The 23,029-nt window shown below is 68.0% G+C and carries 20 protein-coding genes and 1 pseudogene; 10 read left to right on the plus strand and 11 right to left on the minus strand.

Annotated elements, in window-relative coordinates; genetic code table 11:
- Window positions 1-54 precede the first annotated feature (54 nt).
- The 5 genes from ACJQWL_RS10925 (at window position 55) to ACJQWL_RS10945 (ending at window position 5,898) form a co-directional block, all read left to right on the plus strand.
- On the plus strand, window positions 55-1,215 hold the full coding sequence (locus ACJQWL_RS10925; RefSeq protein WP_330969015.1) for an acyl-CoA dehydrogenase family protein: 1,161 nt from the start codon (window positions 55-57) through the stop codon (window positions 1,213-1,215).
- A 5-nt stretch (window positions 1,216-1,220) separates the two neighbouring features.
- Complete coding sequence (locus ACJQWL_RS10930; RefSeq protein WP_330969014.1) at window positions 1,221-3,173, plus strand: hybrid sensor histidine kinase/response regulator; 1,953 nt, start codon at window positions 1,221-1,223, stop codon at window positions 3,171-3,173.
- Window positions 3,174-3,279: 106 nt separating this feature from the next.
- Complete coding sequence (cls, locus tag ACJQWL_RS10935; protein ID WP_330969013.1) at window positions 3,280-4,716, plus strand: cardiolipin synthase; 1,437 nt, start codon at window positions 3,280-3,282, stop codon at window positions 4,714-4,716.
- Between the two features lie 74 nt (window positions 4,717-4,790).
- Entirely contained in the window at window positions 4,791-5,051 is a 261-nt protein-coding gene (locus ACJQWL_RS10940) for a hypothetical protein (RefSeq protein ID WP_330969012.1), read from the plus strand.
- A gap of 37 nt (window positions 5,052-5,088) precedes the next feature.
- On the plus strand, window positions 5,089-5,898 hold the full coding sequence (locus tag ACJQWL_RS10945; RefSeq protein WP_330969011.1) for a pyridoxine 5'-phosphate synthase: 810 nt from the start codon (window positions 5,089-5,091) through the stop codon (window positions 5,896-5,898).
- Between the two features lie 89 nt (window positions 5,899-5,987).
- Here the strand turns inward: ACJQWL_RS10945 and ACJQWL_RS10950 are convergent, their stop codons facing one another.
- The 11 genes from ACJQWL_RS10950 to dnaA all read right to left on the minus strand — a co-directional run bounded on the left by ACJQWL_RS10950 (window position 5,988) and on the right by dnaA (window position 18,116).
- Entirely contained in the window at window positions 5,988-6,401 is a 414-nt protein-coding gene (locus ACJQWL_RS10950; RefSeq protein WP_330969010.1) for an ExbD/TolR family protein, read from the minus strand.
- Between the two features lie 17 nt (window positions 6,402-6,418).
- A complete protein-coding gene (locus tag ACJQWL_RS10955; protein WP_330969009.1) occupies window positions 6,419-6,838 on the minus strand; it encodes an ExbD/TolR family protein in 420 nt (139 codons plus the stop codon).
- 39 nt (window positions 6,839-6,877) lie between these two features.
- Window positions 6,878-7,630, minus strand: a complete 753-nt coding sequence (locus ACJQWL_RS10960; protein ID WP_330969008.1) for a MotA/TolQ/ExbB proton channel family protein — start codon at window positions 7,628-7,630, stop codon at window positions 6,878-6,880.
- A gap of 76 nt (window positions 7,631-7,706) precedes the next feature.
- The gene (locus tag ACJQWL_RS10965; protein WP_411300896.1) at window positions 7,707-8,384 is read right to left on the minus strand and encodes an energy transducer TonB; all 678 of its coding nucleotides are present in this window, start codon (window positions 8,382-8,384) and stop codon (window positions 7,707-7,709) included.
- A gap of 151 nt (window positions 8,385-8,535) precedes the next feature.
- Window positions 8,536-9,759, minus strand: coding sequence for a tetratricopeptide repeat protein (locus ACJQWL_RS10970; RefSeq protein WP_330969737.1), 1,224 nt, complete (start codon window positions 9,757-9,759; stop codon window positions 8,536-8,538).
- Between the two features lie 127 nt (window positions 9,760-9,886).
- A complete protein-coding gene (locus ACJQWL_RS10975) occupies window positions 9,887-10,693 on the minus strand; it encodes a M48 family metallopeptidase (protein ID WP_330969736.1) in 807 nt (268 codons plus the stop codon).
- A gap of 90 nt (window positions 10,694-10,783) precedes the next feature.
- Entirely contained in the window at window positions 10,784-11,599 is an 816-nt protein-coding gene (locus ACJQWL_RS10980) for a CPBP family intramembrane glutamic endopeptidase (RefSeq protein ID WP_330969735.1), read from the minus strand.
- 17 nt (window positions 11,600-11,616) lie between these two features.
- Complete coding sequence (gene gyrB / locus ACJQWL_RS10985) at window positions 11,617-14,085, minus strand: DNA topoisomerase (ATP-hydrolyzing) subunit B (protein ID WP_330969734.1); 2,469 nt, start codon at window positions 14,083-14,085, stop codon at window positions 11,617-11,619.
- 113 nt (window positions 14,086-14,198) lie between these two features.
- A complete protein-coding gene (gene recF / locus ACJQWL_RS10990) occupies window positions 14,199-15,311 on the minus strand; it encodes a DNA replication/repair protein RecF (RefSeq protein WP_330969733.1) in 1,113 nt (370 codons plus the stop codon).
- Between the two features lie 98 nt (window positions 15,312-15,409).
- Window positions 15,410-16,510, minus strand: coding sequence for a DNA polymerase III subunit beta (dnaN, locus tag ACJQWL_RS10995; RefSeq protein WP_330969732.1), 1,101 nt, complete (start codon window positions 16,508-16,510; stop codon window positions 15,410-15,412).
- Window positions 16,511-16,751: 241 nt separating this feature from the next.
- Complete coding sequence (dnaA, locus tag ACJQWL_RS11000) at window positions 16,752-18,116, minus strand: chromosomal replication initiator protein DnaA (protein WP_330969731.1); 1,365 nt, start codon at window positions 18,114-18,116, stop codon at window positions 16,752-16,754.
- 253 nt (window positions 18,117-18,369) lie between these two features.
- Here dnaA and rpmH point away from each other — a divergent pair, with 253 nt between their 5' ends.
- From rpmH to ACJQWL_RS11025, 5 genes and pseudogenes are all read left to right on the plus strand, one after another.
- Window positions 18,370-18,510 (plus strand): 50S ribosomal protein L34, encoded by a 141-nt coding sequence (gene rpmH / locus ACJQWL_RS11005; protein ID WP_031374044.1) that lies wholly within the window; start codon window positions 18,370-18,372, stop codon window positions 18,508-18,510.
- 45 nt (window positions 18,511-18,555) lie between these two features.
- Window positions 18,556-19,026, plus strand: a complete 471-nt coding sequence (gene rnpA / locus ACJQWL_RS11010) for a ribonuclease P protein component (protein ID WP_330969730.1) — start codon at window positions 18,556-18,558, stop codon at window positions 19,024-19,026.
- Between the two features lie 58 nt (window positions 19,027-19,084).
- Window positions 19,085-20,770, plus strand: coding sequence for a membrane protein insertase YidC (yidC, locus tag ACJQWL_RS11015; protein ID WP_330969729.1), 1,686 nt, complete (start codon window positions 19,085-19,087; stop codon window positions 20,768-20,770).
- An 85-nt stretch (window positions 20,771-20,855) separates the two neighbouring features.
- Complete coding sequence (mnmE, locus tag ACJQWL_RS11020) at window positions 20,856-22,208, plus strand: tRNA uridine-5-carboxymethylaminomethyl(34) synthesis GTPase MnmE (protein WP_330969728.1); 1,353 nt, start codon at window positions 20,856-20,858, stop codon at window positions 22,206-22,208.
- Between the two features lie 132 nt (window positions 22,209-22,340).
- Window positions 22,341-23,029: pseudogene (locus tag ACJQWL_RS11025) on the plus strand (energy transducer TonB); the annotation flags it as partial.

The following is a 23,029-nucleotide window of genomic DNA, read 5'->3' on the forward strand; positions in this document are numbered from 1 at the left end:
GCTTGGCCCGCTCCGTATACGCTCGATTGCGAGGCACCTGCCTAGAATGGCCGGATGAACAGCGCCCTGCCGGCTCCGCTCAACCGCCTCGTCGAACGCACCGACGCCGTCGCCACCTCGGTGATCGGCCCGCTGGCCGAACGTGTCGACCGCGAGGCGGCCTGGCCCGAGGAGGGCCTGCGGGCCCTGCTGGCCGAAGGCCTCGGCGGGCTGACGGTCCCCGCGCCCGTGGGCGGGCTGGGGCACGGGTTGCTCGGGTTGGCCGCGGTGACCGAGGTGGTGGGTCGCGCCTGTGCGTCCACGGCAATGTGCTTCGGGATGCACTGCGTGGGCGCGGCGGTGATCGCCGCCAAGGCCGGCCACCACCACCAGGAGCGCTACCTGCGCCCGATCGCCCGCGGCGAGCACCTGACCACGCTGGCGGTGTCGGAGTCCGGCACCGGCGCCCACTTCTTCCTGCCGCAGACCCGCATGGGTCGCGAAGGCGACAGTTTCGTGCTGAGCGGACAGAAGCAGTTCGTCACCAACGGTGGCCATGCCGACTCCTACGTGCTGTCCACGTGCGCCGACCAGGAGGCCATCGGTGGCGAATTCAGTTGCCTGGTGGTGGATGCCGACAGCCCCGGGATCGAATGGGGCGATCCGTGGCGCGGCCTGGGCATGCGCGGCAATTCGTCGCGATCGATGCGCGTCGAAGGGGTGCGGGTACCGGCGACCGGACTGCTGGGCGAGGAAGGCGACCAGGTCTGGTATGTCTTCGAGGTTGTGGCGCCGTACTTCCTGACCGCCATGGCGGGCACCTACCTGGGCGTGGCCAAGGGCGCGCTCGACCTGGTGATCCAGCACATGCGCGAGCGGCGCTACGCGCACTCCGGGCAGTCGCTGGCCGACATCGAAGTGCTGCAGCACCGGGTGGGCCAACTGTGGATGCAGGTCGAGAAGAGCCGATTGCTGCTGCAACACGCAGCGCGCCAGGGCGACCTGGGCGCGCCGGATGCGCTGGCGGCGATCCTGGCGTGCAAGGCCGATGCGGCCAATACCGCGGTGGCGGTCACCAATGAGGCGATGACGCTCGGCGGTGGGATGGCCTACCGGGAAAACAGCACGCTGGCGCGGATGCTCCGCGATGCGCGCGCCGCCCACGTCATGTCGCCGACCACGGACCTGCTGACCACGTGGACCGGACGGCACGTGCTGGGCCTCGGCCTGTTCTGAATCCGATGACCGTCTACCTGGTCCAGCCATCGGCTCCCCCCGGGTCCGCCCGATGGCGCGACGACACGCTGGCCGCGCTTCGCGCCGACGCGATGGACGCGCGGGCAGCCGAAACGCCGCAGGCGGTGGTGGATGCCACCGGGCCGGACGCCGGTCCGATGGTCGTCGTGCTCGGCCCGCACATGGAAACCCCCTTGCCGGTTGCGCGCTGGCTGGCATCGCGCATCGACGGCGCCCGGTTCGTGTTCGTGCTGGATGCCGCACGTGCGGCCGAGTTCCGCCAACAGGCCAGCTACGGCGCTCCGCCGGGCGGCCGCTGGATCAGTGTCGTGGCCGGTGCGCCCGACATGGTTGATCGGATCCGCAACGAGCTGCAGCGTGCCGGGCAGGATGACCGGCTGCGTTCGACCCTGGAGCGCATGCGGCTGCAGATGCCCGAACCGCGGTTACCCGACGCGGCCGAGTACCAGCGCCTCGTTGCCTCCGACCGCTACCTGGCGAGCGTGTTGCGGCATGCACACGATGCCATTGTGTCGGTCAACCATGCCGGCAACGTGGTGTCGTGGAACAAGGGCGCCGAGCTGCTGTTCGGCCTTACCCTGGTCCAGGCCCAGCGCCAGCCGTTGCCCGCACTGTTCTGCGACCAGGCCGCCGCCGGTGAAGCGATGGCGGTCGCGATGACGGGTTCGTTCCGCATGGCCGGGCTGGAGCTGGAGCGCGCGGGCGTGGTACGCCATGTCGACGCCAACTTCGGACCACTGCACGAGGACGGGCAGCGGGTGGTTGGGGCGGTAGTGATCCTGCGCGACATCACCGAGCGCCACCGTGCCGAGGAGGAGCGCCAGGCCAGTTCGCGACAGAAGGACGAGTTCCTGGCAATGCTGGCCCACGAGCTGCGCAACCCGTTGGCGCCGATCCGCAACGCGACGCAGGTCCTGTCCATGCTCAACCAGGACGAACCGCAGAGCCAGCGGGCCACCGAGATCATCGCGCGCCAGACCGACCACATGGCCGGACTGATCGAGGACCTGCTGGACGTGGCGCGAGTGACCCGCGGCACCATCGCGCTGGATCGCCATGTGATCCCGCTTGCCGACGTGGTGACCGATGCGATCGAGCAGGCCCGCGGCCTCATAGAGACCCGTGGACATCGCCTGACCCACCAGACGTTGACCGAAGGGCTGCACGTATTGGGGGACCGCAAGCGCCTGACCCAGGTGCTGGCCAACCTGCTGGTCAACGCGGCCAAGTACACCCCTGAAGGCGGCGACATCGGGCTAACCCTGTCGGGCGATGACCATGAGGTCACCATCACCGTCAGCGATTCGGGCATGGGCATGGATCCCGAGCTCCGTGACCGGGTGTTCGACCTGTTCGTACAGGCCGAGCGCACGCCGGACCGCGCCGCCGGTGGCCTGGGCATCGGCCTGGCGCTGGTGCGTTCACTGGTGGCGATGCACGGCGGCGCCGTCGCCGCGCACAGCGCAGGCATTGGCCGCGGCAGCCGCTTCGAGGTCCGGCTGCCGCGGGCGTGGCCGACCCGGTCGCCCGCCAGCATCGACCCGCGCAACGGAGCCGGTTCGATTCAGCCCTTGAAGCTGATGGTGGTCGACGACAGCGAGGACGCCGCGCATTCCCTGGGCGTCCTGCTGCAGGCCAGCGGCCACCAGGTCGACGTGGAGATCGACCCGCGCATGGCGCTGGCCCGCGCGAGCGGAGAGTTGCCGGACGTGTTCATCCTCGACATCGGGATGCCGCACATCGACGGTTATGAACTGGCGCGCCGCATCCGCGCGATCCCGACCGAGAGGCGCCCGGTCCTGATCGCGCTGACGGGTTACGGCCATGCATCGGACCGCGAGCGGGCGAAGCTGGCCGGGTTCGACCACCACCTGGTGAAACCGCTGGAACCGGGTGAATTGCTCGAACTCCTGGGCCGGATCGCCGTCGAGGCCTGATCCGTGCCGGGGCCGGCGACGGCCCGGGCCGTGAGCGGTCGGCAATAGGCTACCCTCGGCCGGTCGCATCGGCGGCGGCATGACTTGCACGGTTCGCGGGGATCCCATGTTCGATTGGCTGCACGGCCTGTGGCAGGCGTTTGTCTCGATCCCGCACCTGTGGATGTACCTGGCGGTGGGATGGATCGCCTACGTCATCGGCCTGGGGGGTTGGATCGTCCTGCAGAAGCGCGAGCCGGCCGCGACGATCAGCTGGCTGGTCAGCCTGGCCGCACTGCCGTACCTGGGGTTCCTGATCTACTACGTGTTCGGGCCGCAGCGCATCAAGCGCCAGCGACTCCGGCGCGGGCGTGCACGCGCGTCGCTGCCGCCGCCACCGGCCGGGCTGGACCCGAGCGCGGAAGCGATCGAACTCGCCCGCGTGGTGCAGTCGACCACGCGGCTGCCGCCAACCACCGCCACCCGCGTCGACCTGCTGGTGGATGGCGGCGGCAAGTACCCGGCGCTGCTGGAGGCCATTGCCGGCGCGCAGACCCGCATCCACCTGGAGTACTACATCTACGAGCCGGACCGGACCGGCACCTCGCTGCGCGACGCGCTTGTCGAGCGTGCACGCGCGGGCATCGAGGTACGCCTGCTGCTGGATGCCATCGGATCGAGCAGGGTCAACCGGCGGTTCCTGGCGCCGCTGGTGGAGGCGGGCGGCGAAGTGGCCTGGTTCCATCCGCTGCGGCTGCGGTGGTTCTGGAAGCGTCCGTGGCTGAATCTGCGCAGCCACCGCAAGATCGTGGTGATCGACGACGCCATCGGCTTCACCGGCGGGATGAACGTCAGCGACGAACAGGACGAACGACTCCGCGGCGACGCCTACCGTGACCTTCACCTGCGCCTGGAAGGCCCGGTGGTACGCGAGCTGCAGCTGGTCTTCATCGAAGACTGGATCTACGCCACCGGACAGCCGCCGCTGGCCATGCCGGACGGGCCCGGGACGCCGGGTGGCATCGCCACGCAGGTGGTGGTGTCCGGGCCTGATTCGGCCTGGGAGGCCATCCATCGGGTTCACGTCAGTGCGATCCACGCGGCGCATCGCCGGGTGTGGCTGGTCACGCCCTATTTCGTCCCGGGCGAGGCGGCGCGCATGGCGCTGACATCGGCGGCGCTGGGCGGGCTCGATGTCCGCCTGCTGGTGCCCAAGCTCAGCGACAGCCGGCTGGTGACGTTCGCCGCACGCTCCTACTTCGACGAGTTGCTGGCGGCGGGCGTCGCCATCTACGAGTACGGCCCGCGCCTGCTGCACACCAAGGCGCTGCTGTGCGACGACGACTTCGCCATGGTCGGCAGCGCCAATTTCGACCACCGCAGTTTCCGGCTCAACTTCGAGGTGTCGGTGATGTTCGCCGATGCCCAGCTATCGGCCCGCCTGGCCGAGCTGATCGAGGGCGAATGCGCCGACTGCGTGCGCGTGCAGGACCACCGCGCGCGTCCGCTGTGGCGTGAACGCCTGCCCGAGGCGCTGGCGCGGTTGGTGTCGCCGTTGCTCTGATCCGCGCACAAAAGGGGCTTGAGGCGACCGGCCGGGCGGCTAAACTGGCGCGGTCCTTACGGGGGAGTCCGCCCATGTGGCCCTGGTTGTTCCTGTTGCTTGGCGTCGCCGCCCTGGTCATCGCGTTCAAGACCACGTCAGTCGGGGTCCTGGTGCTGTGCCTGGTCGCCGCTCTGGTGCTGCTGTCGGCGTGGATGGTGGGCTGGCTTTCGCAGCGCGTGGGCAGCCGCACGCGCGACGAGTCGCAGTTGGTCGATCCGGTCGAGTTGCACCGCCTGCGCGAGCAGGCGCAGGTGCGTCGCGAGCACTCGGCGCGCCCCGACGGCGAATCGTGAGCGCGGTGCCCACCGCATCCCCTGCGGGACCCGCGGAGTGACCCGGCTCAGCGTCAACGTCAACAAGGTGGCGGTGCTGCGCAACTCGCGCGGCGGGCGTGACCCGGACGTGGTCGCCGCCGCAGTGGCATGCCTGGACGCGGGGGCGCACGGTATCACCGTACACCCGCGCCCGGATGCCCGGCACATCCGCACCGATGACGTGATGGCGCTGGCAGGACTCACCGGCCAGCGCGGTGTCGAGTTCAACCTCGAAGGCAATCCGTTCGCGCCGCCGCGGCCCGGCTACCCGGGCTTCATCGCGCTATGCGAGGCGGCGCGTCCCGCGCAGGCCACGCTGGTGCCCGATGGCGACGCACAACTGACCTCGGACCACGGCTTCGATTTCGAGCGAGACGCCGATCGCCTTCAGCCCTTGATCGAGACGCTGCGCGCAATCGGGTGCCGGGTCAGCGTGTTCGCCGACGCGCCCCTGGATCCCCACGTGGCGGCGACCCAGGCCGCGGCCGCGGCGCGCAGTGGCGCCCAGCGCATCGAGTTGTACACCGGGCCCTATGCCGAGGCGGCGGCCCACGGCGGTAAGCAGGCGGCATCGGTGCGTGCGCGGTTCGCCGCCATGGCGCTGGCGGCGCAGTCCAACGGCCTGGGCGTCAACGCGGGCCATGACCTGTCGCAGGCCAACCTGGCCGCGTTCCTTGCCGGCGTTCCGGGGGTGCTGGAAGTTTCGATCGGGCACGCGCTGATCAGCGAGGCGCTGCACGCCGGTCTTGCGGCAACCGTACGGGCCTATCGGGCATTGGTCGATGCCCAAGCGCAGGGGCGAGCACCGGGGAGCGGCCCCGCCTGACCATCGGGTTCGTTGAACCCTGCCGCGAGACAAAAAAACGCCGCCCGGAGGCGGCGTTGAAAATTGAAGCAGGTAAGCGGTCGTTCGGATCAGTTCTGGACGAAGCCGATCTTTTCCATCTGTGCGTTCTTGGCGTGGGCCAGTACGCGTGCCAGGGTGCCGTAATCGGCATCGGCATTGGTGTCGATTTCCAGCGTGGGTTGGTTGGTCGGGTCAGCCTGCACCGCCTCGCGCATCAGGGTTGGCAGGACCGACAGCGGCTGCGGGCTGTCGTTCCAGAACACCTGGCCGCCCGCATCGATCCGCAGCCGGACCGGCGGCGGCGGGTTGTTGTTGACGGGCGGGGGGATGACGGTCGGCTGCGGCAGCGTGACATCGATCGGGTAGGTCTGGATCGGCGCGGTCACCATGAAGATGATCAGCAGCACCAGCATCACGTCCACGAGGGGCGTGACGTTGATGTCGGACATTGCGCCGCCGCTGGAGTCGCTAGTAAAAGCCATTTCGTTACTCCGTTCCTTTACTGTCGCTGCGGGGTGGCAACGAAGCCGACCTTGCGCATGCCCTGTGACTGGGCCGTCTGCACGACTTCCTGGACGATCCGGTACTTGGTCGTCTGGTCGCCACGCACGTTGATCTGCGGCTGCGGCGTCTTCTGGGCTTCCACCGACAGGCGGCTCTCCAGCAGGGCCTTGGAGATCGGCTCGTCATCCCAGTACAGCGTGCCGTCCTGCAACACGGCCAACGTGATCGGGGTGACCTCGACCTTGCCTTCCTTGTTGTCCAGGTCGGCCTCGGGCAGGTTCACCTTGATCTTGTGGGTCATCAGGGGCGCGGTGATCATGAAGATGATCAGCAGCACCAGCATCACGTCCACCAGGGGCGTGACGTTGATCGAGGCCATTGGCCCGCCGCTGTCATTTCCGGAACTGAAAGCCATGTCTGAACTCCAACGAGGCGTGGTTGACGACGTCGCCGATCAGCGCTTGACCGGCACTTCGCCGACGCGAGCACCCGTGGCGAAGAAGTCGTGCAGGTCGTGCGCGAAGGTGTCGAACTTGGCGTAGGTGTTGCGGTTGATGCGCACGAAGAAGTTGTACGCCAGCACCGCCGGGATCGCGACGAACAGACCGATCGCGGTCATGATCAGCGCCTCGCCGACCGGACCTGCCACCGCCTGCATCGAGGCGTCGCCCGACAGGCCGATGCGGATCAGGGCGTGGTAGATGCCCCACACCGTACCCAGCAGACCCACGAACGGCGCGGTCGCACCGACCGAGGCGAGCAGGGTCATGCCGCTTTCCAGCCGCGAGCTCTCGCGGGTCACGGCCTGGCGCAGGGCGCGGTCCACGAATTCGGAACGGTTGAGCGACTCGACCAGGCGCGAACCTTCATGGCGCTGGTGGTGCGAGGCGGCCTGGGCGGCATCGAGGGCGATCTTGGAGAACGGCTCGCTGCGCGGCTGCTCTTCCATGTAGCGGATCGCGTCCTGCGCGTTCGGGGTTTCCCAGAACGTGCTGATCACGCGATCGGAACTACGACGCAGACGCATGTTGCGTACCACGTTGAAGATCATCCAGTACACCGACATGGCCGACATGACCACGAGGGTGGTGAATACGATCCAGGCCACCAGATCGAAGTTCTGGATCATGTGGCCGAAGCTCATCTGCTGGAGGGCTTCGGCGTTGTTGGCCCCGGCAGTCGCGGCGTTGGTGGTTTCCTGAAGCATGACGCTTACCTTTTATTAGATATGGCGTGGATAGGAGGAGCGGTTGCGGGTTGCGTTAACTGTCGCGTGCGCCCGATCAGCGCGGCGCGACGAAATCTACCGGGACGCGTACGCGGCTGGCCACGGCAACGCCGTTGCGAACCTCGGGGTTGAAGCGCCATTTGCGGGCCGCATCCATGGCGGCGCGGTCCAGGTTCCGGTTGCGGCTGGATTTCTCGACCGACACGTCCAGCACGTTGCCCTGGGCATCGATGCTGATCACCAGCACCACCGTTCCGCCGACGCCCTGGCGCAATTCGTTGGTCGGATACTTGGGCGGATTGCGGGAACGCGACGACGGATCCACGCTCGAGCCGATCGACTGCGCAGGCGCCGGGGGCGCCGGCGGTGCCGGGGGCGGCGCTGGCGGATCGATCGGCGACGGCTCATCAAAGATGACCGGCGGCGGGTCCGGCGGCGGCGGCAGCTGCGGCGTCGCAACCGGCGGCGTCAGCTTCGGCGGCGGCTTGAGCTCCTTGGGGGGCTCGGGCGGCGGCGGCGGCGGCGGCGGCGGCGGCGGTGGCGGCTTGATCAGGTTGACGACGGTGACTTCTTCTTCTTCAGCCTGGTCGGCCGGGGGCGCCATCGGCGCGAGAAGCAGAAGCAAGGCCGCAGCGTGCACGGTGATCGCCATGGTGATACCGGCAATGCGTGCCCAGTTCAGCCCTTCGTCTTCGTCGTCGTGGGATACGTGGTTTTCGAGGTCTTGCGTCATGCGCCGTAAGCTCGGGAGGGGTTTCCGGACGCCTGGGCGCCGCGGGACTTCAAGAGGATCCCCGTAACCGTTTCCGGCGACGGGAACCTCCTAGCATATACCAAACAGTACCCGTGGTTCCAAGTACGTTCAGGCCATCCGCTTGGCCGGGTCAGTTGCCCGGTAGCGCAATGATCTGGTCGGCCTCGTCCGGGCGCTCCAGCCCTTTCGCCTTTGCCTGGCGTGCGGCCTCCTTGGCCTCGGTGATCCGTTCTTCCTGCCACAACACCTTGGCCAGGTTCAGGTACGTCGCCCCGTTGTCATCGAGCGGCGCCGCCTTCCGGTAGGCCTCGATCGCCGGCGCGGTCTGGTCGGAGAAGTAGTACGCCTGCGCCTGTGCAAGGTACGTCTGGAAGTCTCCCTTCAGTATCCCCTTCTGCAGCCCTTCGTTGATGACCTCGGCGGCGTTCTTTTCCTTGCCTTCGAGGTTGAGGTAGAGCGCGTACAGCTGGCGATATTCGCGGTCTTCGCTGAGCTGGCCCGCCGCGCGCAGCTTCTCCAGGACGCCAGCGGCCTTATCCATCTGGTCTGCCTGCTGGTAGGCGGCGGCGAGATTGAGCTGGGCGCGCTTGTCGTTGGGGTTCTGAGAGCCGATCTTCTCGGCAATGGCCGAGGCTTCGGCCTCCTGGCCGGTTTCGGAATACACCGCCATGAGGAGCTGGAGCCAATCGGCGCGTGGATCCGGGGAGGAATCGACGGCCTGCTTCAGGATCTGGACCGCCTCGGGGTAGCGCTCCATGCGGTACAGCGCGTTGCCCTTGAGGACCAGATGCTCGGGCTGCGAGCTGGCGGACAGGTCCAGGAACGTGTCCAAGGTCTTGAGCGATTCGGCGTACATCTCCTCCTGGAGCTGGAGCTGGGCCAGCATCAACATCGCACCGAAGTGACCGTTGTTGTCGAGTCCGTCGAAGTCGATCGCTTGTTGCAGGTAGGCCATCGCGCCGGCCATGTCGTCGGCGTCATAGGCGGCCTGGGCTGCCAGCTGGGCGGCAAAGGCGCGGTCATATTCGTTTGAGCGCTCGCTCGCGATGATCTCCTCGGCGGCAGCGCGTGCCTCGGCGCCCTTGTCCTCATCATAGAGGTCGACCATCTTCTGCAGCTTCGGGGACATCCGCGCGGATGCCTTTACCTTGCTGGGCTGGCGCTTCGCATTGGGATACGTTTCCGCGGCGACGTCCTGCTTGTTCTCGGCTGCCTCGGCGGCTCTGCGCTCGCGTTCCTGCTTGACGCGGTCGGCGGCGGACTGCGCATGCACCTGGGTGACGCTTCCCAAAAGGAGCGCCGCGCCAATAGCGCTGGCAAGCAGGGTGCGGTACCTCGAACTGGCCTGGGTCATCTGGTCTGCCTCTGGGAATGCGTGTGCACTATCCGCGTCGCCGGGCGGTTGCCTGGACGGCGGCGGGATCGGCCGGCCACGCTACCAGAAACCCGGTTCCCGGCGATAGCGCGGCCGCGCCTTCCATTCATCCGCAGCTGGGACGACGGCCGGCGGCCTTGGCCTGCTGGTAGACCGTTGCCAGGCTGCCCGCCCGCTGGCGCAGTTCCTGGATGCGGGATTGGGGATCGGGGTGGGTCGACAGCCATTGCGGCTGGCGACTGCCCTTGCTGGCGGCAATCATGTTCTGCCAGAGGTTGACCGCCTCGGCGGGGTCGAACCCCGCTTGCGCCATCAGCCGCTGCCCTACCACATCGGCTTCCATCTCCTGCGTGCGGTTGTTGGGCAGAAGGAAGCCGGCCTGCACCGCCGCGCCGCCCAGCTGGCCGGTTGCGTTCGCCGCCCCCTGGCCGTACTGGGACCCGACCAGCGCACCGAGGATGCCGAGCCCCGCCTGCGCGCCCATCTGGCGGGTGATCCGCTCATCGTGGTGGCGCGAAACGACGTGGCCGATTTCGTGGGCGATCACGCCCGCCATCTGGTCCTGGTTGCGGGCAACCTTGAAGATGCCGGTGAACAGGCCGACCTTGCCGCCCGGCAGGGCGAAGGCATTGGGCGAGTCGTCGACGAACAGAGCGGTTTCCCAGTTCGACTGCCAGTTGGCGGGCAGTTCTCGGGTCACGGCATTGACCACGCATCGAACGTAGTTGTTCTGCGATGCGTTGCTGCTCTGACGGTTCTGTGCCTTGGCCTGTGCAAACGCCTGGGCGCCCATCTGGTTGAGCTGCTGTTGGGAGACGGCGCCCACCTGTTGGGTGCGTCCGGTGGGGGACGTGGCGGTGGCGCAGGCGGTGACGGCGGCGGCGATGGCCAAGCCGAGGAGCAGGGGCTTCATGGGCGGGAGTCCTGGATCGGGGAGGTCTCCCGTTGTAGAGGCGCCCGGGTCAAAGACCCGTCAATTCAGCAATGGCGACTGCGACCCCATTCAGGCCGCACCGGTGAGCAGCACGCTGGCGGCAAGCAGGTTGTTGGTCGCATGGGCGGCGATGGGGGCCCACAGCGTGCCGGTCCTCCAGTAGACCCACGCAAATGCCGCTCCCATGCCGCCGTACACCAGCAGCAGCATGGCCAGCGCCGGCCATGTGTTGTCACTGACGCCGGGGACCTCGTGGACGAATGCGAAAACCGCGCTGCTGAGCACCAGGCCGAGCACCGGCCGGCCCGCCCGCCAGAGGCGGCCGAACAGCACCCGGCGGAACAGCAGCTCTTCGTAGGCCGGTGCCAGCAGGCCTACCACCAGCAGCACCATCACCGGCCGACCCGCCAGTACCTCGAGGTAGGCCAGGTTCGTCGGGGCCGGCTCCACGCCCAACAGGCGGCCCGACCAAGCAATGGCAGCGCTGAGGAAGAAAACGGCCAGGCCCGTACCGATCGCAGTAAACCAGCTGGATCGCTGGCGCATTGCATTGAGGGATCCACGCCGCTCGACAGCGCCTGCCGGCCCCTGCCAGTAATAGGTGACGATCGCTGCGGCAGCCATCGCGCCGATCCCGATCCACAACTGCACCAGCAGGCCCGGCATTGACGGGGCGGCCGCGGGTTGAGGCCCGCGCGGCGCGCCGGGCGTGTTGATGATCGCGTCGAACAGCCCCCAGGCGAATACCGACAGCAGGCCGACGACCAGCAACGTGGTGGCCGCTATCACCGTATCCAGGATGAAGGCTCCGACCGGCCGCGGCCATCGTTGCCGGGCAGCCGCCGCGACCGGGTTCGCCCCGTGCGGTGTGGGTGCAGCGTCCATGCGTTGCTCCGAACCGGTCAGATGTCCAGGTTTGCAACCTTCAGCGCGTTGTCTTCGATGAACTCGCGGCGCGGCTCGACCACATCACCCATCAGCGTGCTGAAGATCTGGTCGGCCGCGACCGCGTCCTCGATGCGCACCTGCAGCAGGCGGCGGGTTTCCGGGTTCACGGTGGTATCCCAGAGCTGCTCGGGGTTCATTTCACCCAGGCCCTTGAAGCGCTGGATCTGGCGTCCCTTCTTGGCCTCGTCCATCAGCCAGGCCTGCGCCTGGGCAAAGCTGGAAACCGGATGGGCGCGGCTGCCCCGGACGATCTGGGCCCCATCGCGAATCAGGCCGTGCAGTTGCGCGGCGGCTTCACGCAGCGCACGCAGTTCGCCCTGCTCGAACACCGAGAGCGGCAGTACCTGGATGAGCTCCTCACCCATGTGCTGGCGGGTCACGCGCAGCGCGGCCGGGTGTTGCTCGGTGGCCGGCACCAGCGCGAGCGCGTAGCGCGGCCTGCCCAGGCCACTCTTGTTGAGGCGCGCCTGCAAGGCATCGATTTCGTGCTGCTCATCGATATTGCCGGCCAGGTGCGCGCTGTCCAGCGGCGTGAAGTCGATCAGCGCCTCCAGCACGGCGGGGTCATAGCGATGCGCGTTGCGGGCGATGGTTTCACGCGCGCCGGCATAGACCAGCAGCAGCTTCTCCAGGGCGGTGCCCTCGATCGCCGGCTCACCGGTGGCGGGCACCAGCGACGCACCTTCCACCGCGTTGCCGGCCAGGTAGGCGTCCAGCGCCGCGTCGTCCTTCAGGTAGAGCTCGTTCTTGCCCTGCTTGATCTTGTACAGCGGCGGCAACCCGATGTAGATGTGGCCGCGTTCGATCAGCTCGGGCATCTGCCGGTAGAAGAAGGTCAGCAGCAGCGTGCGGATGTGGCTGCCGTCCACGTCGGCGTCGGTCATCAGGATGATGCGGTGGTAGCGCAGCTTGTCCGGGTTGTACTCGTCCTTGCCGATACCCGTTCCCAGCGCGGTGATCAGCGTGCCTACCTCGGCCGAGGCCAGCATGCGGTCGAAGCGCGCGCGCTCGACGTTGAGGATCTTGCCCTTGAGCGGCAGGATCGCCTGGGTCCTGCGGTTGCGGCCCTGCTTGGCCGAGCCGCCAGCGGAGTCACCCTCGACGATGAACAGCTCCGACAACGCGGGGTCCTTTTCCTGGCAGTCTGCCAGCTTGCCGGGCAACCCGGCGATGTCCAGGGCACCTTTGCGGCGGGTCAGGTCGCGTGCCTTGCGGGCCGCCTCCCGGGCACGGGCGGCATCGACGATCTTGCCGGCGATGGCACGGGCTTCATTCGGGTTTTCCTGGAGGAACTCCTCCAATCGTGCGCCGAACGTGCTCTCAACGACCGGCCTCACGTCGGAACTGACCAGCTTCTCCTTGGTCTGGCTGGAGAAGCTGGGGTCGGGGACTTTCACCGACAGCACTGCGATCATGCCTTCGCGCATGTCGTCGCCAGACAGTGCCACCTTGGCCTGCTTGGCGATCCCGTTCTGCTCGATGTAATTGCTCAACGTGCGGGTCAGTGCCGCGCGGAAGCCGATCAGGTGGGTGCCGCCGTCCTTCTGCGGGATGTTGTTGGTGAAGCAGAACATCGTCTCCTGGTAGGAGTCGGTCCACTGCAGCGCAACGTCCACGGTGATGCCGTTGAGCTCGCCGGAAACCGAGATCACCTTGGGGTGCAGTGGCGTCTTCAGCTGGGCCAGGTGTTCGACGAAGGAACGGATGCCACCCTCGTACTGGAACACGTCGCGCTTGCCGTCGCCGCGCTCGTCGATCAGGGTGATCTTGACGCCCGAATTGAGGAACGACAGCTCGCGCAGGCGCTTGGCCAGGATGTCGTAGTGGAACTCGACATCGGAAAAGATTTCCCGCGCCGGCTTGAAACGCAGCAGCGTGCCCCGGCGCTGGGTCTCGTCCAGCTGCTTGAGCGGATACAGCGGTTCGCCCAGCGCGTACTCCTGCCGGTGGTGGTGGCCGTCGCGCCAGATGTCCAGCCACAGGTGTTCGGACAGCGCGTTGACCACCGAGACGCCCACGCCATGCAGGCCGCCTGAAACCTTGTAGCTGTTGTCGTCGAACTTGCCGCCCGCGTGCAGCACGGTCAGGATCACTTCGGCTGCCGAGACGCCCTCTTCCTTGTGGATATCCACCGGCACGCCACGGCCATTGTCCGAGACCGACACCGAGCCGTCTTCGTGGAGGGTGACCACTACATCGTCGGCATGCCCGGCCAGCGCCTCGTCGATCGAGTTGTCGACCACCTCGAACACCATGTGGTGCAGGCCGGTGCCGTCGTGCACGTCGCCGATGTACATGCCCGGGCGCTTTCGAACGGCCTCCAGTCCCCGCAAGACGGTGATCTTGCTGGAGTCGTAGGTCTGGTTGGGTGGGGGCGAATCGACGGCGGCGTCGTGCGAAGGGTCGTGCTCGATCTGGGTCATTGTGCAGCGGGCTCCGTGACACCGCGGCGTGGCGCGGCGGCGGCGAGACACATTAGCTATATGTCTTGCCAGTATAGCAGCCAAGGGGTGGGTCCCCAGCCGGTAGCGTTACCTCAAGCGCGCCGCGGCACCCCATGTTCCACGTGGAACACAGCGGCCATCCGACCGGCCTCGCCCAGTCCTGCGGGCGCATCTGTTCCGGTGATCAGGACCTGTGCCTTCCAGTCATCGAGCCTCTCGAGCACCCGCCGCTGGTGCGCGCGATCCAGCTCCGAGGCCAGGTCGTCCAGCGCCACCACAGGCCACTGCCGGCGCTGCACCGCCTGGTGTTCCCCCTGGCCCAGGATCGCCGCCAGTGCAGTCAGCTTGGCCTGGCCGCGCGACAGTGCCTCACGCCCGGGCAATGAGTCGAAGTCGACACGCCAGTCGGCCCGGTGCGGGCCCACCGAGGTGTGACCTGCTGCCATGTCGCGCTCGCGCGCGAGCAACAGGGCGTCGTCCAGCGACGTGGCGTCGCGTCGCCACCCGGGTTGGTAGGACAACTCGATGGCGCCCAGCGCGGGTGCCCATTCTCGCAACAAAGGTTGGATATGAGCCTGCAGCGAGGCCAGGTAGACCTCGCGGTGGCGGGTGACGAGATCGCCAGCATCTGCCATCTCGCGCTCCCACGCACCCAACTCGTCAGCGCCCCCGCGCCGCTTGAGCAATGCATTGCGCTGCTTGTGTGCTCGCGCATAACGCCTCCAGGCCGGCAGGAAGCCATGTTCCACGTGGAACAACCCCCAATCCAGGAAACGACGCCTGTGTTCACCGGATCCGGTAATCAACGCGTGGCTTCCGGGCTCGAAGGTGACCACCGCCAACGCCGCACACAGGTCACCCAGTTGCGTGACATCGCGACCGTCCAGTCGCCCGGTCCAGTCACTGCCCGTATGTCGTAGACCAGCACGCCGGAGCTTCCTGGCACCGTCCTGTTGCTGGTCTGGGGTCGGGGGCTCGTCCTCCCACTCGACGAACACTTCCAGTGCGGTTTCTCCGCTGCGGATAAGGCCGTCGCGCACCCGCCCCCTGAAGCTGCGTCCGTAGGCCATGAGGTGCAGGGCTTCGAGCAAGCTGGTTTTGCCCGCGCCGTTCCCACCCAGGATGAGGTTCAGCCCGGAGGCCGGCTCGATTTCGACCGTATCAAAGCGGCGAAGCTGGCGGGCCTGTAAGCGCAGGACTCTCATGGACGGGATTTCGGCGCAGTGCACTGAATGCGAACACGCCCGGGCAAGCCGGGCGTGTGAGGTGCTGCGTGTTCCACGTGGAACATCAGGACATGTGCCTAGAGCCGCAGCGGCATCACGACATGGCGGCACCGGTCGTTCGATGCCTCGCGTACCAGCGCCGAGGAATTCGCATCGCGCAACGCGATGACGACATGCTCATCGCGCAGGGCACTGAGGGCATCGAGCAGGTAATTGACGTTGAACCCCACCGACAGGTCGTCCACACGGGTGTCGGCCTCCACTTCCTCCTGCGCCTCTTCCTGCTCGGGGTTGTGGGCGCTGATCTTGAGCTGGCCCGGCGAGACCTCTATACGAACACCCCGGTACTTTTCATTGGACAGGATCGCCGCGCGCTGCAGAGAGGCGCGCAGGACCTCGCGGTCGATCCGGACCTCCTTGTCGGCCCCGATCGGAATGACCGCTTCGTAATCGGGAAAGCGTCCGTCGATGAGCTTGCTGGTGAAGGTCACATCGTCACGCTTGACCCGGATGTGGCCACGGCCCATCTCAAGCTCGAGCTCGCGGTCGCCGCCCTCCAGCAGACGCTGCAACTCGGTCACGCCCTTGCGGGGGACGATGATCTGCCGCTTGGCCTGGGCGCCGCCTTCGTACTGCGCTTCGCACAGCGCCAGGCGGTGGCCGTCGGTGGCCACGCAGCGAAGCGAATTCTCACGAAGGTCAAAGAGCAGGCCATTGAGGTAGTAGCGCACGTCCTGCTGGGCCATGGCGAACGCGGTGCGTTCGATCAGTTCCTTCAGCGCCGCTTCCGGCACCCGCACCCGCTCGGTGGCCTCGACTTCATCGATGGACGGGAAGTCGTTGGCCGGAAGGCTGGCCAGGGTGAAGCGCGAGCGCCCGGCCGAGACCGTCACCTTCTCGGCCGCCTGCGACACGGTGACCTTGCTGCCATCGGGCAGGGCGCGGACGATCTCGAACAGCTTGCGGGCCGGGATCGTGGTTTCCCCGTCCTGGGCTTCGTCCACCGCTATGCGGGAGATCATCTCGACTTCCAGGTCGGTGCCGGTCAAAGACAACTGGCCGTCCTTCACCTGGACCAGAAGGTTGGCCAGGACCGGCAGGGTCTGGCGACGTTCAACCACATTGACGACCTGCGCCAACGGCTTGAGGAAAACCTCGCGTTGCAGACTGAAACGCATGCGGACCGTGCTCCCCTGTGCCCAAGACAAGATGTTGGATAAATCTAAAGCGTGGTGGTGATGGAGGCGGCCAAAACCCGGGACAACACCACTAACCACATGAAAAACATAGCTTTTATTGCCGGCTGAACGCAGGTAAAACCCGACTCCTGGCAGCGTACAACCTGTGGACAACTTTCGGGCCAACCGCGGCAACCGTACTTATCCACACCTTGTCCCGACCCTGTCCCCCGCGTTGCGATTACTCGCTCAGCTTGCGGAGCAGCTTCTCCCAGTCCTCGCGCAACTTGCCGTCGGTCTCCATCAGCGTGCGGATCTGACGGCAGGCATGCAGCACCGTGGTGTGGTCGCGACCGGCGAAGGCATCGCCGATCTCCGGCAGGCTGTGCTCGGTCAACTCCTTGGTCAGCGCCATGGCCATCTGGCGCGGACGGGCGAGCGAACGGGTCCGCCGTTTCGACAACAAGTCCTTGATCTGCAGGCCGTAGTAGTCTGCCACGGTCTTCTGGATGTTGGGGATGCCGATCGCGTACTGCTGCGCCCGCAGCAGGTCACGCAGCGTCTCTTGCGCAAACTCGACCGTGATCGCCCGGCCGGTGAAGTTGGCCCGGGCCGCCAGCGTGTTGAGCGCCCCTTCCAGGTCCCGCACGTTGCTGCGCATCTTCTTGGCGAGCAGGAATGCCACGTCCTCGGGGATGTTGGCCCCTCGCTCCTTGGCCTTGGACAGCACGATCTGCGCGCGGGTCTCGAAGTCCGGTGGCTCGATCGCCACCGACAGGCCCCACGCCAGGCGCGACTTCAGCCGCGGCTCCAGGCCCTCGACCTCTCGCGGGTAGCGGTCGCAGGTCAGGATGATCTGCTGCTTGCCGTCGAACAGCGCGTTGAAGGTGTGGAAGAACTCCTCCTGCGTGCGGTCCTTGCCGGCAAAGAACTGGATGTCGTCGATCAGCAGAGCGTCGACCTGCTGGAAATGGCGCTTGAACCCGTCCATCGCCTTTTCCTGCAGCGCCTTCATCATCGCGCTGAAGAACTGCTCGCTGCGCAGGTACATCACCCGCGTGGCCGGGTTCTGGCGGCGCATCTCGTTGCCGGCCGCGAACATCAGGTGGGTCTTGCCCAGCCCGGTGCCGCCATACAGCAACAGGGGGTTGTGGGCGCGTTCGCCCGGTTTGAGCGCGGCCTGCCATGCCGCTGCCCGGCCGAGCTGGTTGCTGCGGCCTTCGACGAAGTTGTCGAACGTGTAATGCGCGTCGAGGTGGCCGTTGAACGGCTCGCCGGTGGTGGTGACCGCGCGGGTACCCGGCGCCACCGCCGCCGGCGAAGCGGCCGCGGTGGCCTGCACGGCCGGAACCGCGCGGGGCAGGGAGCCGACCTCCAGGCTGACGGCGTCACTGCCGGAGAAATGCGCCAGCAACTCCCGGATCCTCGCCAGGTAGCGTTCGCGCACATGCTCGATGACAAAGGCATTGGGCGCGTACAGCACCGTTACCTCATTGCGACGCAACGCCTGCAACGGTCGGATCCAGGCATGGACATCCTCGGCCGGCAGTTCGGCTTCAAGGCGTTCGAGGCAGCGGGGCCAGGCGTCCGGGGTCGAGGAATGCACGTCTTGGAACTCTGAAGTAAGGGGCGAAACGGACCCCTGCACGGCACCGTCGAGGGCCGCGCCGCAGGGCGGTTGGGGGTCGGCCAGACTACCACCAGCCTGCCGGGTGGGCAGTCGCCGGAAGTCCGGTTTCGCGGGCATCACACCTCAGGCGTTCCGGGAGGTACGAAGGGCGCTGCCTGGGCGAGCTTGACCGGGGGCGCGGGGCGTCGCTATTATTGACGGTCTTTTCCGCCGTTATCGCAGAGCCACCATGGCCACCAAGCGCACCTACCAGCCCAGCAACCTCAAGCGCAAGCGCGACCACGGTTTCCGTGCCCGCATGGCGACCGCCGACGGCCGCAAGATCCTTGCACGCCGCCGGGCCAAGGGCCGCAAGCGTCTCTGCGCCTAAGCGCGCCGCTGACTGCCGCGGCCGCCTGCGCGCCGCTGCCCCCCGATGATCCCGCCCCGTCTCCCGCGCACAGCGCGGGTTCGCGCGCGCGCGGAATTCGACCGCATATTCAAGCATGGGCGCCGCGTGGCGCTGCCGGTGCTGGCGCTGCACGTGTGCCCCCCTGCCCAAGCCGAGAGTCCCGCCCGCCTGGGGCTGGCGGTGTCGCGCAAGGTCGACCCGCATGCCGTCGGCCGCAACCGGATCAAGCGCGTGCTGCGCGCGGCCTTCCGCGAGCACCGGGCAGCACTGCCGCCCGCTGACTACGTGGTGGTGGCGCGGCCGGGCGCCAGTGCGTGTGACGGCGTGGCGCTGCGCGCCGCCTTCGAGCGCCTGCTGAAACGAGCCGGCGCGTTGCCCGATGGGGCCACCGCCGTCACAATGCCGGCCGCTGCCGTGACCGGGCCCGACGCGGGACCGTCCGCGCCATCGCGCACCACAGATTCCGATCCCGCCTCGCCGGCTAGCGCCGGCTGAGCCTCTACGTGCCGCACGCGCGTGCGCGTTCCGAACGCCTCGAAAGAACCCCGACACCATGAACCAGACCCGCGTTTTCCTGATCTTCGCCTGGCTGGCGGTGGCGACCCTGCTCTGGATGGAGTGGGGCAAGGAACGCGCTGCCGTCGGCAACACTCCTGCCACATCCGCTGCCGCCCTGGCCACGCAGACCCCGGTGGGCAGCGTGCCCTCGGCCGGGGACGGGACTCCCACGGTGCCCAACGCGCCGGGCATGGTGGCGGCCGCTGCGCCGGTCAAGCCCGTGGCGAGCGACCCGGTGGTGACCGTTGCCACCGACGTGCTGAGGATCGAGATGACCGGCGGAGAGATCCGCCAGGCTGATCTCATGGGCTTCCCCAGCGAGGCGGCCGAGGGCAGTGCGCCCGTACGCCTGCTCGACCAGGCCGCAGGCCGCTACTTCGTCGCCCAGTCCGGCTGGGCCGGTAATTCAGCGGCCCCGTCGCACGAGGCCGGCTTCCGGCCGGTCGGCGACGCACGCCGCTTCACGCTGGCCGAGGGCGCCCAGAGCGTCCAGGTGCCCTTCGAGTGGACCGGCGCGGGCGGCGTGACCATCCGCCGCACCTACACATTCACACGCGGCGAGTACGCGGTCACCGTGCGCGATGAAGTGGTCAACGCCGGCAGCCAGCCGTGGGAAGGCTACGTCTATCGCCAGCTGCGGCGCGAGCCGCGCGCGTTGAGCCGCGGCGGCCCCATGAACGCCGAGCAGTACAGCTACCAGGGCGCAGCCTGGTACAGCGCCGCGGAAAAGTACGAGAAGCGCGACTTCGAAGACATCGCTGACGACGGTCCGCTCAACCGCCAGGTCACCGGGGGCTGGATCGCGATGCTGCAGCACCACTTCTTCGCCGGTTGGATTCCGCAGTCCGACCAGGCTTCGTTGTTCGTGCTCGAGCACGGCGCCGGACAATTCGAGATCGAATCGCGTGGTCCGGCGTTCAACGTCGCTCCCGGGGCCACCGCCGCCACCGAAGCGCGGCTGTGGGTCGGCCCGAAGCTGGTCAAGCAGATCGAGGCCCAGGGCGTGCCCGGCCTTGAGCGCGCGGTGGACTTCAGCAGCTACAGCATTTTCGCCACGCTGGGCAGCTGGCTGTTCTGGCTGCTCGACGCGATCCACTCGCTGGTGGGCAACTGGGGTTGGGCGATCATCGGCCTGGTGGTGGTCATCAAGCTGCTGCTGCTGCCTTTGTCGACCGCCCAGTACAAGTCGATGGCGCGGATGCGCAAGTTCCAGCCGCGCATGGCACAGCTCAAGGAGCGCTATGGCGACGACCGCCAGAAGTTCCAGCAGGCGATGATGGACCTGTACAAGAAGGAGAAGATCAACCCGGTCGGTGGCTGCCTGCCGCTGCTGGTGCAGATGCCGGTGTTCCTGGCGCTGTACTGGGTGCTGCTGGAGTCCGTCGAGCTCCGCCATGCGCCGTGGATCCTCTGGATCAACGACCTCACCGCGCGCGACCCCTACTTCGTGCTGCCGGCGATCAACATGGCGGTGATGTGGGCCGGCCAGAAGCTGGCGCCAATGTCGGGCATGGACCCGATGCAGCAGAAGATGATGCAGTTCATGCCGTTGGTGTTCGGCGTGATGTTCGCCTTCTTCCCGGCGGGCCTGGTGCTGTACTGGATCACCAATGCCGGCATTGGCCTGGCCCAGCAGTGGTACATGACACGCAAGTACGCCGACAACGCCGCCCGCGCCTGAGCCTGGCGACGCCCGTCCCTGCGGCGGGCGGCGGCCGGGCGACCGGCGGCAGTGTCCGCACGGTCCGGGACGGGCCCCGAAACCGATGACCGACAGAGACACCATCGCAGCCATCGCCACCGCGGCCGGGCCAGGCGGCGTCGGCATCGTGCGCCTGTCGGGCCCGCTCTCACTCGGCATTGGCGAGCGCCTCTGCGCGCGTGCGCTGGCCCCGCGGCATGCGACCTTCGCCCGCTTCCAGGACGCTTTCGGTACCGCCATTGACGACGGCATCGCGCTGTACTTCGCCGCCCCGGCCAGCTACACCGGTGAGGACGTGGTCGAGCTGCAGGCCCACGGTAGCCCCGCCGTGCTGCACGCACTGGTCGATCGCTGTTGCGCGCTGGGTGCGCGCCGCGCACGGCCCGGGGAGTTCAGCGAGCGCGCGTTCCTGGAAGGCAAGCTGGACCTGGCGCAGGCCGAGGCGGTCGCCGACCTGATCGCGGCCAGCGATGCGCGGGCGGCCCGCGCCGCGCGTCGCGCGCTGGAGGGCGCGTTCTCACGCCGTGTCGAGGCGATTGCGCAGGCCCTGCTGCGGGCGCGGGTCCACGTGGAGGCGGCCATCGATTTCGCCGACGAACCCATCGAGACCCTGGGTGGTCCGCAGTTGCGCGCCGACCTGGACGCAGCCGCACAGGCGCTGGACGCGCTGCTGCGTGACGCAGAGCAGGGCCGCCGGCTGCGCGATGGCCTGCACGCGGTGATCGTCGGTCCGCCCAACGCCGGCAAGAGCTCACTGCTCAACGCGCTGGCTGGCCGCGACCGGGCGATCGTCACCGAGGTGGCCGGCACCACCCGGGACCTGTTGCAGGAGGCCGTACGCATCGACGGCGTCGAAGTGACCCTCGTCGACACTGCCGGGCTGCGCGTCGGGGGCGATGCGATCGAACGCGAGGGCATGCGCCGCGCCCGCGCCGAACTGGAACGCGCAGACCTGGCCATCGTCGTGGTCGACGCCCGCGCCCCCGCCGAGGGTCTGGCGATGGCCGCCGCTGCGGCCGCAAGCGCGCGTGCCCAGCTGTGGCTGCTCAACAAGGCCGACCTGCTCACCGCCGGTGCAGCGCCCCCTGACGCGCCGGGGATACCGGCCGGGGCGATCGCCGTCTCGGCCTTGACCGGTCAGGGGTTGGACGCCCTGCATGCGCGCCTGGGGATGCTGGCGTGCTCGGATGCGGGCGACCCGGAAGGCGCTTTCACCGCCCGTGCGCGGCACGTGGCGGCGCTGCAGGCCGCCGCGGGTGAGCTGGACCAGGCACGCGGCCTGCTCGTCCACGAGTCGCTGGACCTGGCCGCCGAAGCCCTGCGCCATGCGCACGAATCGCTGGGTGCCATCACCGGGCGGGTACGCGCCGACGACCTGTTGGGCCACATCTTCGCCAGCTTCTGCATCGGCAAATAGCACCTGAACCGGCGGGTCGCGCGGAAGCGGACGTTCATCACATTCAGCCCCCCGCCCTTGACAAATGGGCCGCGCTGTCGCGTCCTACGCGTCTGTGCGCCGTGCCTGGCGCACTCCAGGGGAGCGTTGCCAATGACCGTAGTTCACCAGCCGGGGCGCCTGTCGAGTCGCCCGAACACCACCATCCTGAACCTTTCGCTGCTGCTGGCCCTGGGCCTGGGCCTGGCGGCCTGCGGCAAGGACGATGCCGCCGACGCCGCTGATCCGGCGGCCGGGACGCCCGCTGCCGAGCAGGTCACCCCGGAGACGGCGGTGTCCAGCCGCGTCACCGCGATGAGCGAGGAGGACCTCCGCGAGGCCGCCCGAAGTGCGTACGCCGAGAACCGCCTGTACGCGCCGGCCGAGGACAACGCGGTCGAGTACTACCTGGCCCTGCGCGAGAAGTCGCCTGGCGATGCGGGCGTGTCCAGCGCCCTGACCGACCTGTTGCCGATGACGGTGATTGCGATCGAGCAGAGCGTGGGCCGCGGTGACTTCGCCGAAGCACGCCGCCTGGCCGCGCTGCTGGAGCGCGCAGACGACAAGCACCCGGCACTGGCGCGGCTGAAGGCCAGCATCGCCGAGCGCGAGCAGGCCGCCGAGACCCGCGCCGAGGAAGAGGCCGTCAGTGCCGAAGAGCAGGCTGAGCGCCAGGTCGAACTGGAGCGCGAGCGCGCGGCGCAGCAGCAGGCCCAGCAGGAGCAGGCTGCACGCGACCTGGCCGCCCGCCAGTCCGCCGAGCGCGAGGCCGCTGCCAGCCAGGCCGCCGCCCAGCAGCGCGC

This window comes from Novilysobacter viscosus (assembly GCF_046600715.1).
In the GTDB taxonomy this organism is placed as follows: Bacteria; Pseudomonadota; Gammaproteobacteria; order Xanthomonadales; family Xanthomonadaceae; genus Lysobacter_C; species Lysobacter_C viscosus.

Coding starts and splice junctions, on each gene's coding strand:
- ACJQWL_RS10925 (WP_330969015.1), top strand. CDS start 55: ATGAACAGCGCCCTGCCGGCTCCGCTCAACCGCCTCGTCGAACGCACC.
- ACJQWL_RS10930 (WP_330969014.1), top strand. CDS start 1,221: ATGACCGTCTACCTGGTCCAGCCATCGGCTCCCCCCGGGTCCGCCCGA.
- cls (WP_330969013.1), top strand. CDS start 3,280: ATGTTCGATTGGCTGCACGGCCTGTGGCAGGCGTTTGTCTCGATCCCG.
- ACJQWL_RS10940 (WP_330969012.1), top strand. CDS start 4,791: ATGTGGCCCTGGTTGTTCCTGTTGCTTGGCGTCGCCGCCCTGGTCATC.
- ACJQWL_RS10950 (WP_330969010.1), bottom strand. CDS start 6,401: ATGGCTTTTACTAGCGACTCCAGCGGCGGCGCAATGTCCGACATCAAC.
- ACJQWL_RS10955 (WP_330969009.1), bottom strand. CDS start 6,838: ATGGCTTTCAGTTCCGGAAATGACAGCGGCGGGCCAATGGCCTCGATC.
- ACJQWL_RS10960 (WP_330969008.1), bottom strand. CDS start 7,630: ATGCTTCAGGAAACCACCAACGCCGCGACTGCCGGGGCCAACAACGCC.
- ACJQWL_RS10965 (WP_411300896.1), bottom strand. CDS start 8,384: ATGACGCAAGACCTCGAAAACCACGTATCCCACGACGACGAAGACGAA.
- ACJQWL_RS10970 (WP_330969737.1), bottom strand. CDS start 9,759: ATGACCCAGGCCAGTTCGAGGTACCGCACCCTGCTTGCCAGCGCTATT.
- ACJQWL_RS10975 (WP_330969736.1), bottom strand. CDS start 10,693: ATGAAGCCCCTGCTCCTCGGCTTGGCCATCGCCGCCGCCGTCACCGCC.
- ACJQWL_RS10980 (WP_330969735.1), bottom strand. CDS start 11,599: ATGGACGCTGCACCCACACCGCACGGGGCGAACCCGGTCGCGGCGGCT.
- gyrB (WP_330969734.1), bottom strand. CDS start 14,085: ATGACCCAGATCGAGCACGACCCTTCGCACGACGCCGCCGTCGATTCG.
- recF (WP_330969733.1), bottom strand. CDS start 15,311: ATGAGAGTCCTGCGCTTACAGGCCCGCCAGCTTCGCCGCTTTGATACG.
- dnaN (WP_330969732.1), bottom strand. CDS start 16,510: ATGCGTTTCAGTCTGCAACGCGAGGTTTTCCTCAAGCCGTTGGCGCAG.
- rpmH (WP_031374044.1), top strand. CDS start 18,370: ATGGCCACCAAGCGCACCTACCAGCCCAGCAACCTCAAGCGCAAGCGC.
- rnpA (WP_330969730.1), top strand. CDS start 18,556: ATGATCCCGCCCCGTCTCCCGCGCACAGCGCGGGTTCGCGCGCGCGCG.
- yidC (WP_330969729.1), top strand. CDS start 19,085: ATGAACCAGACCCGCGTTTTCCTGATCTTCGCCTGGCTGGCGGTGGCG.
- mnmE (WP_330969728.1), top strand. CDS start 20,856: ATGACCGACAGAGACACCATCGCAGCCATCGCCACCGCGGCCGGGCCA.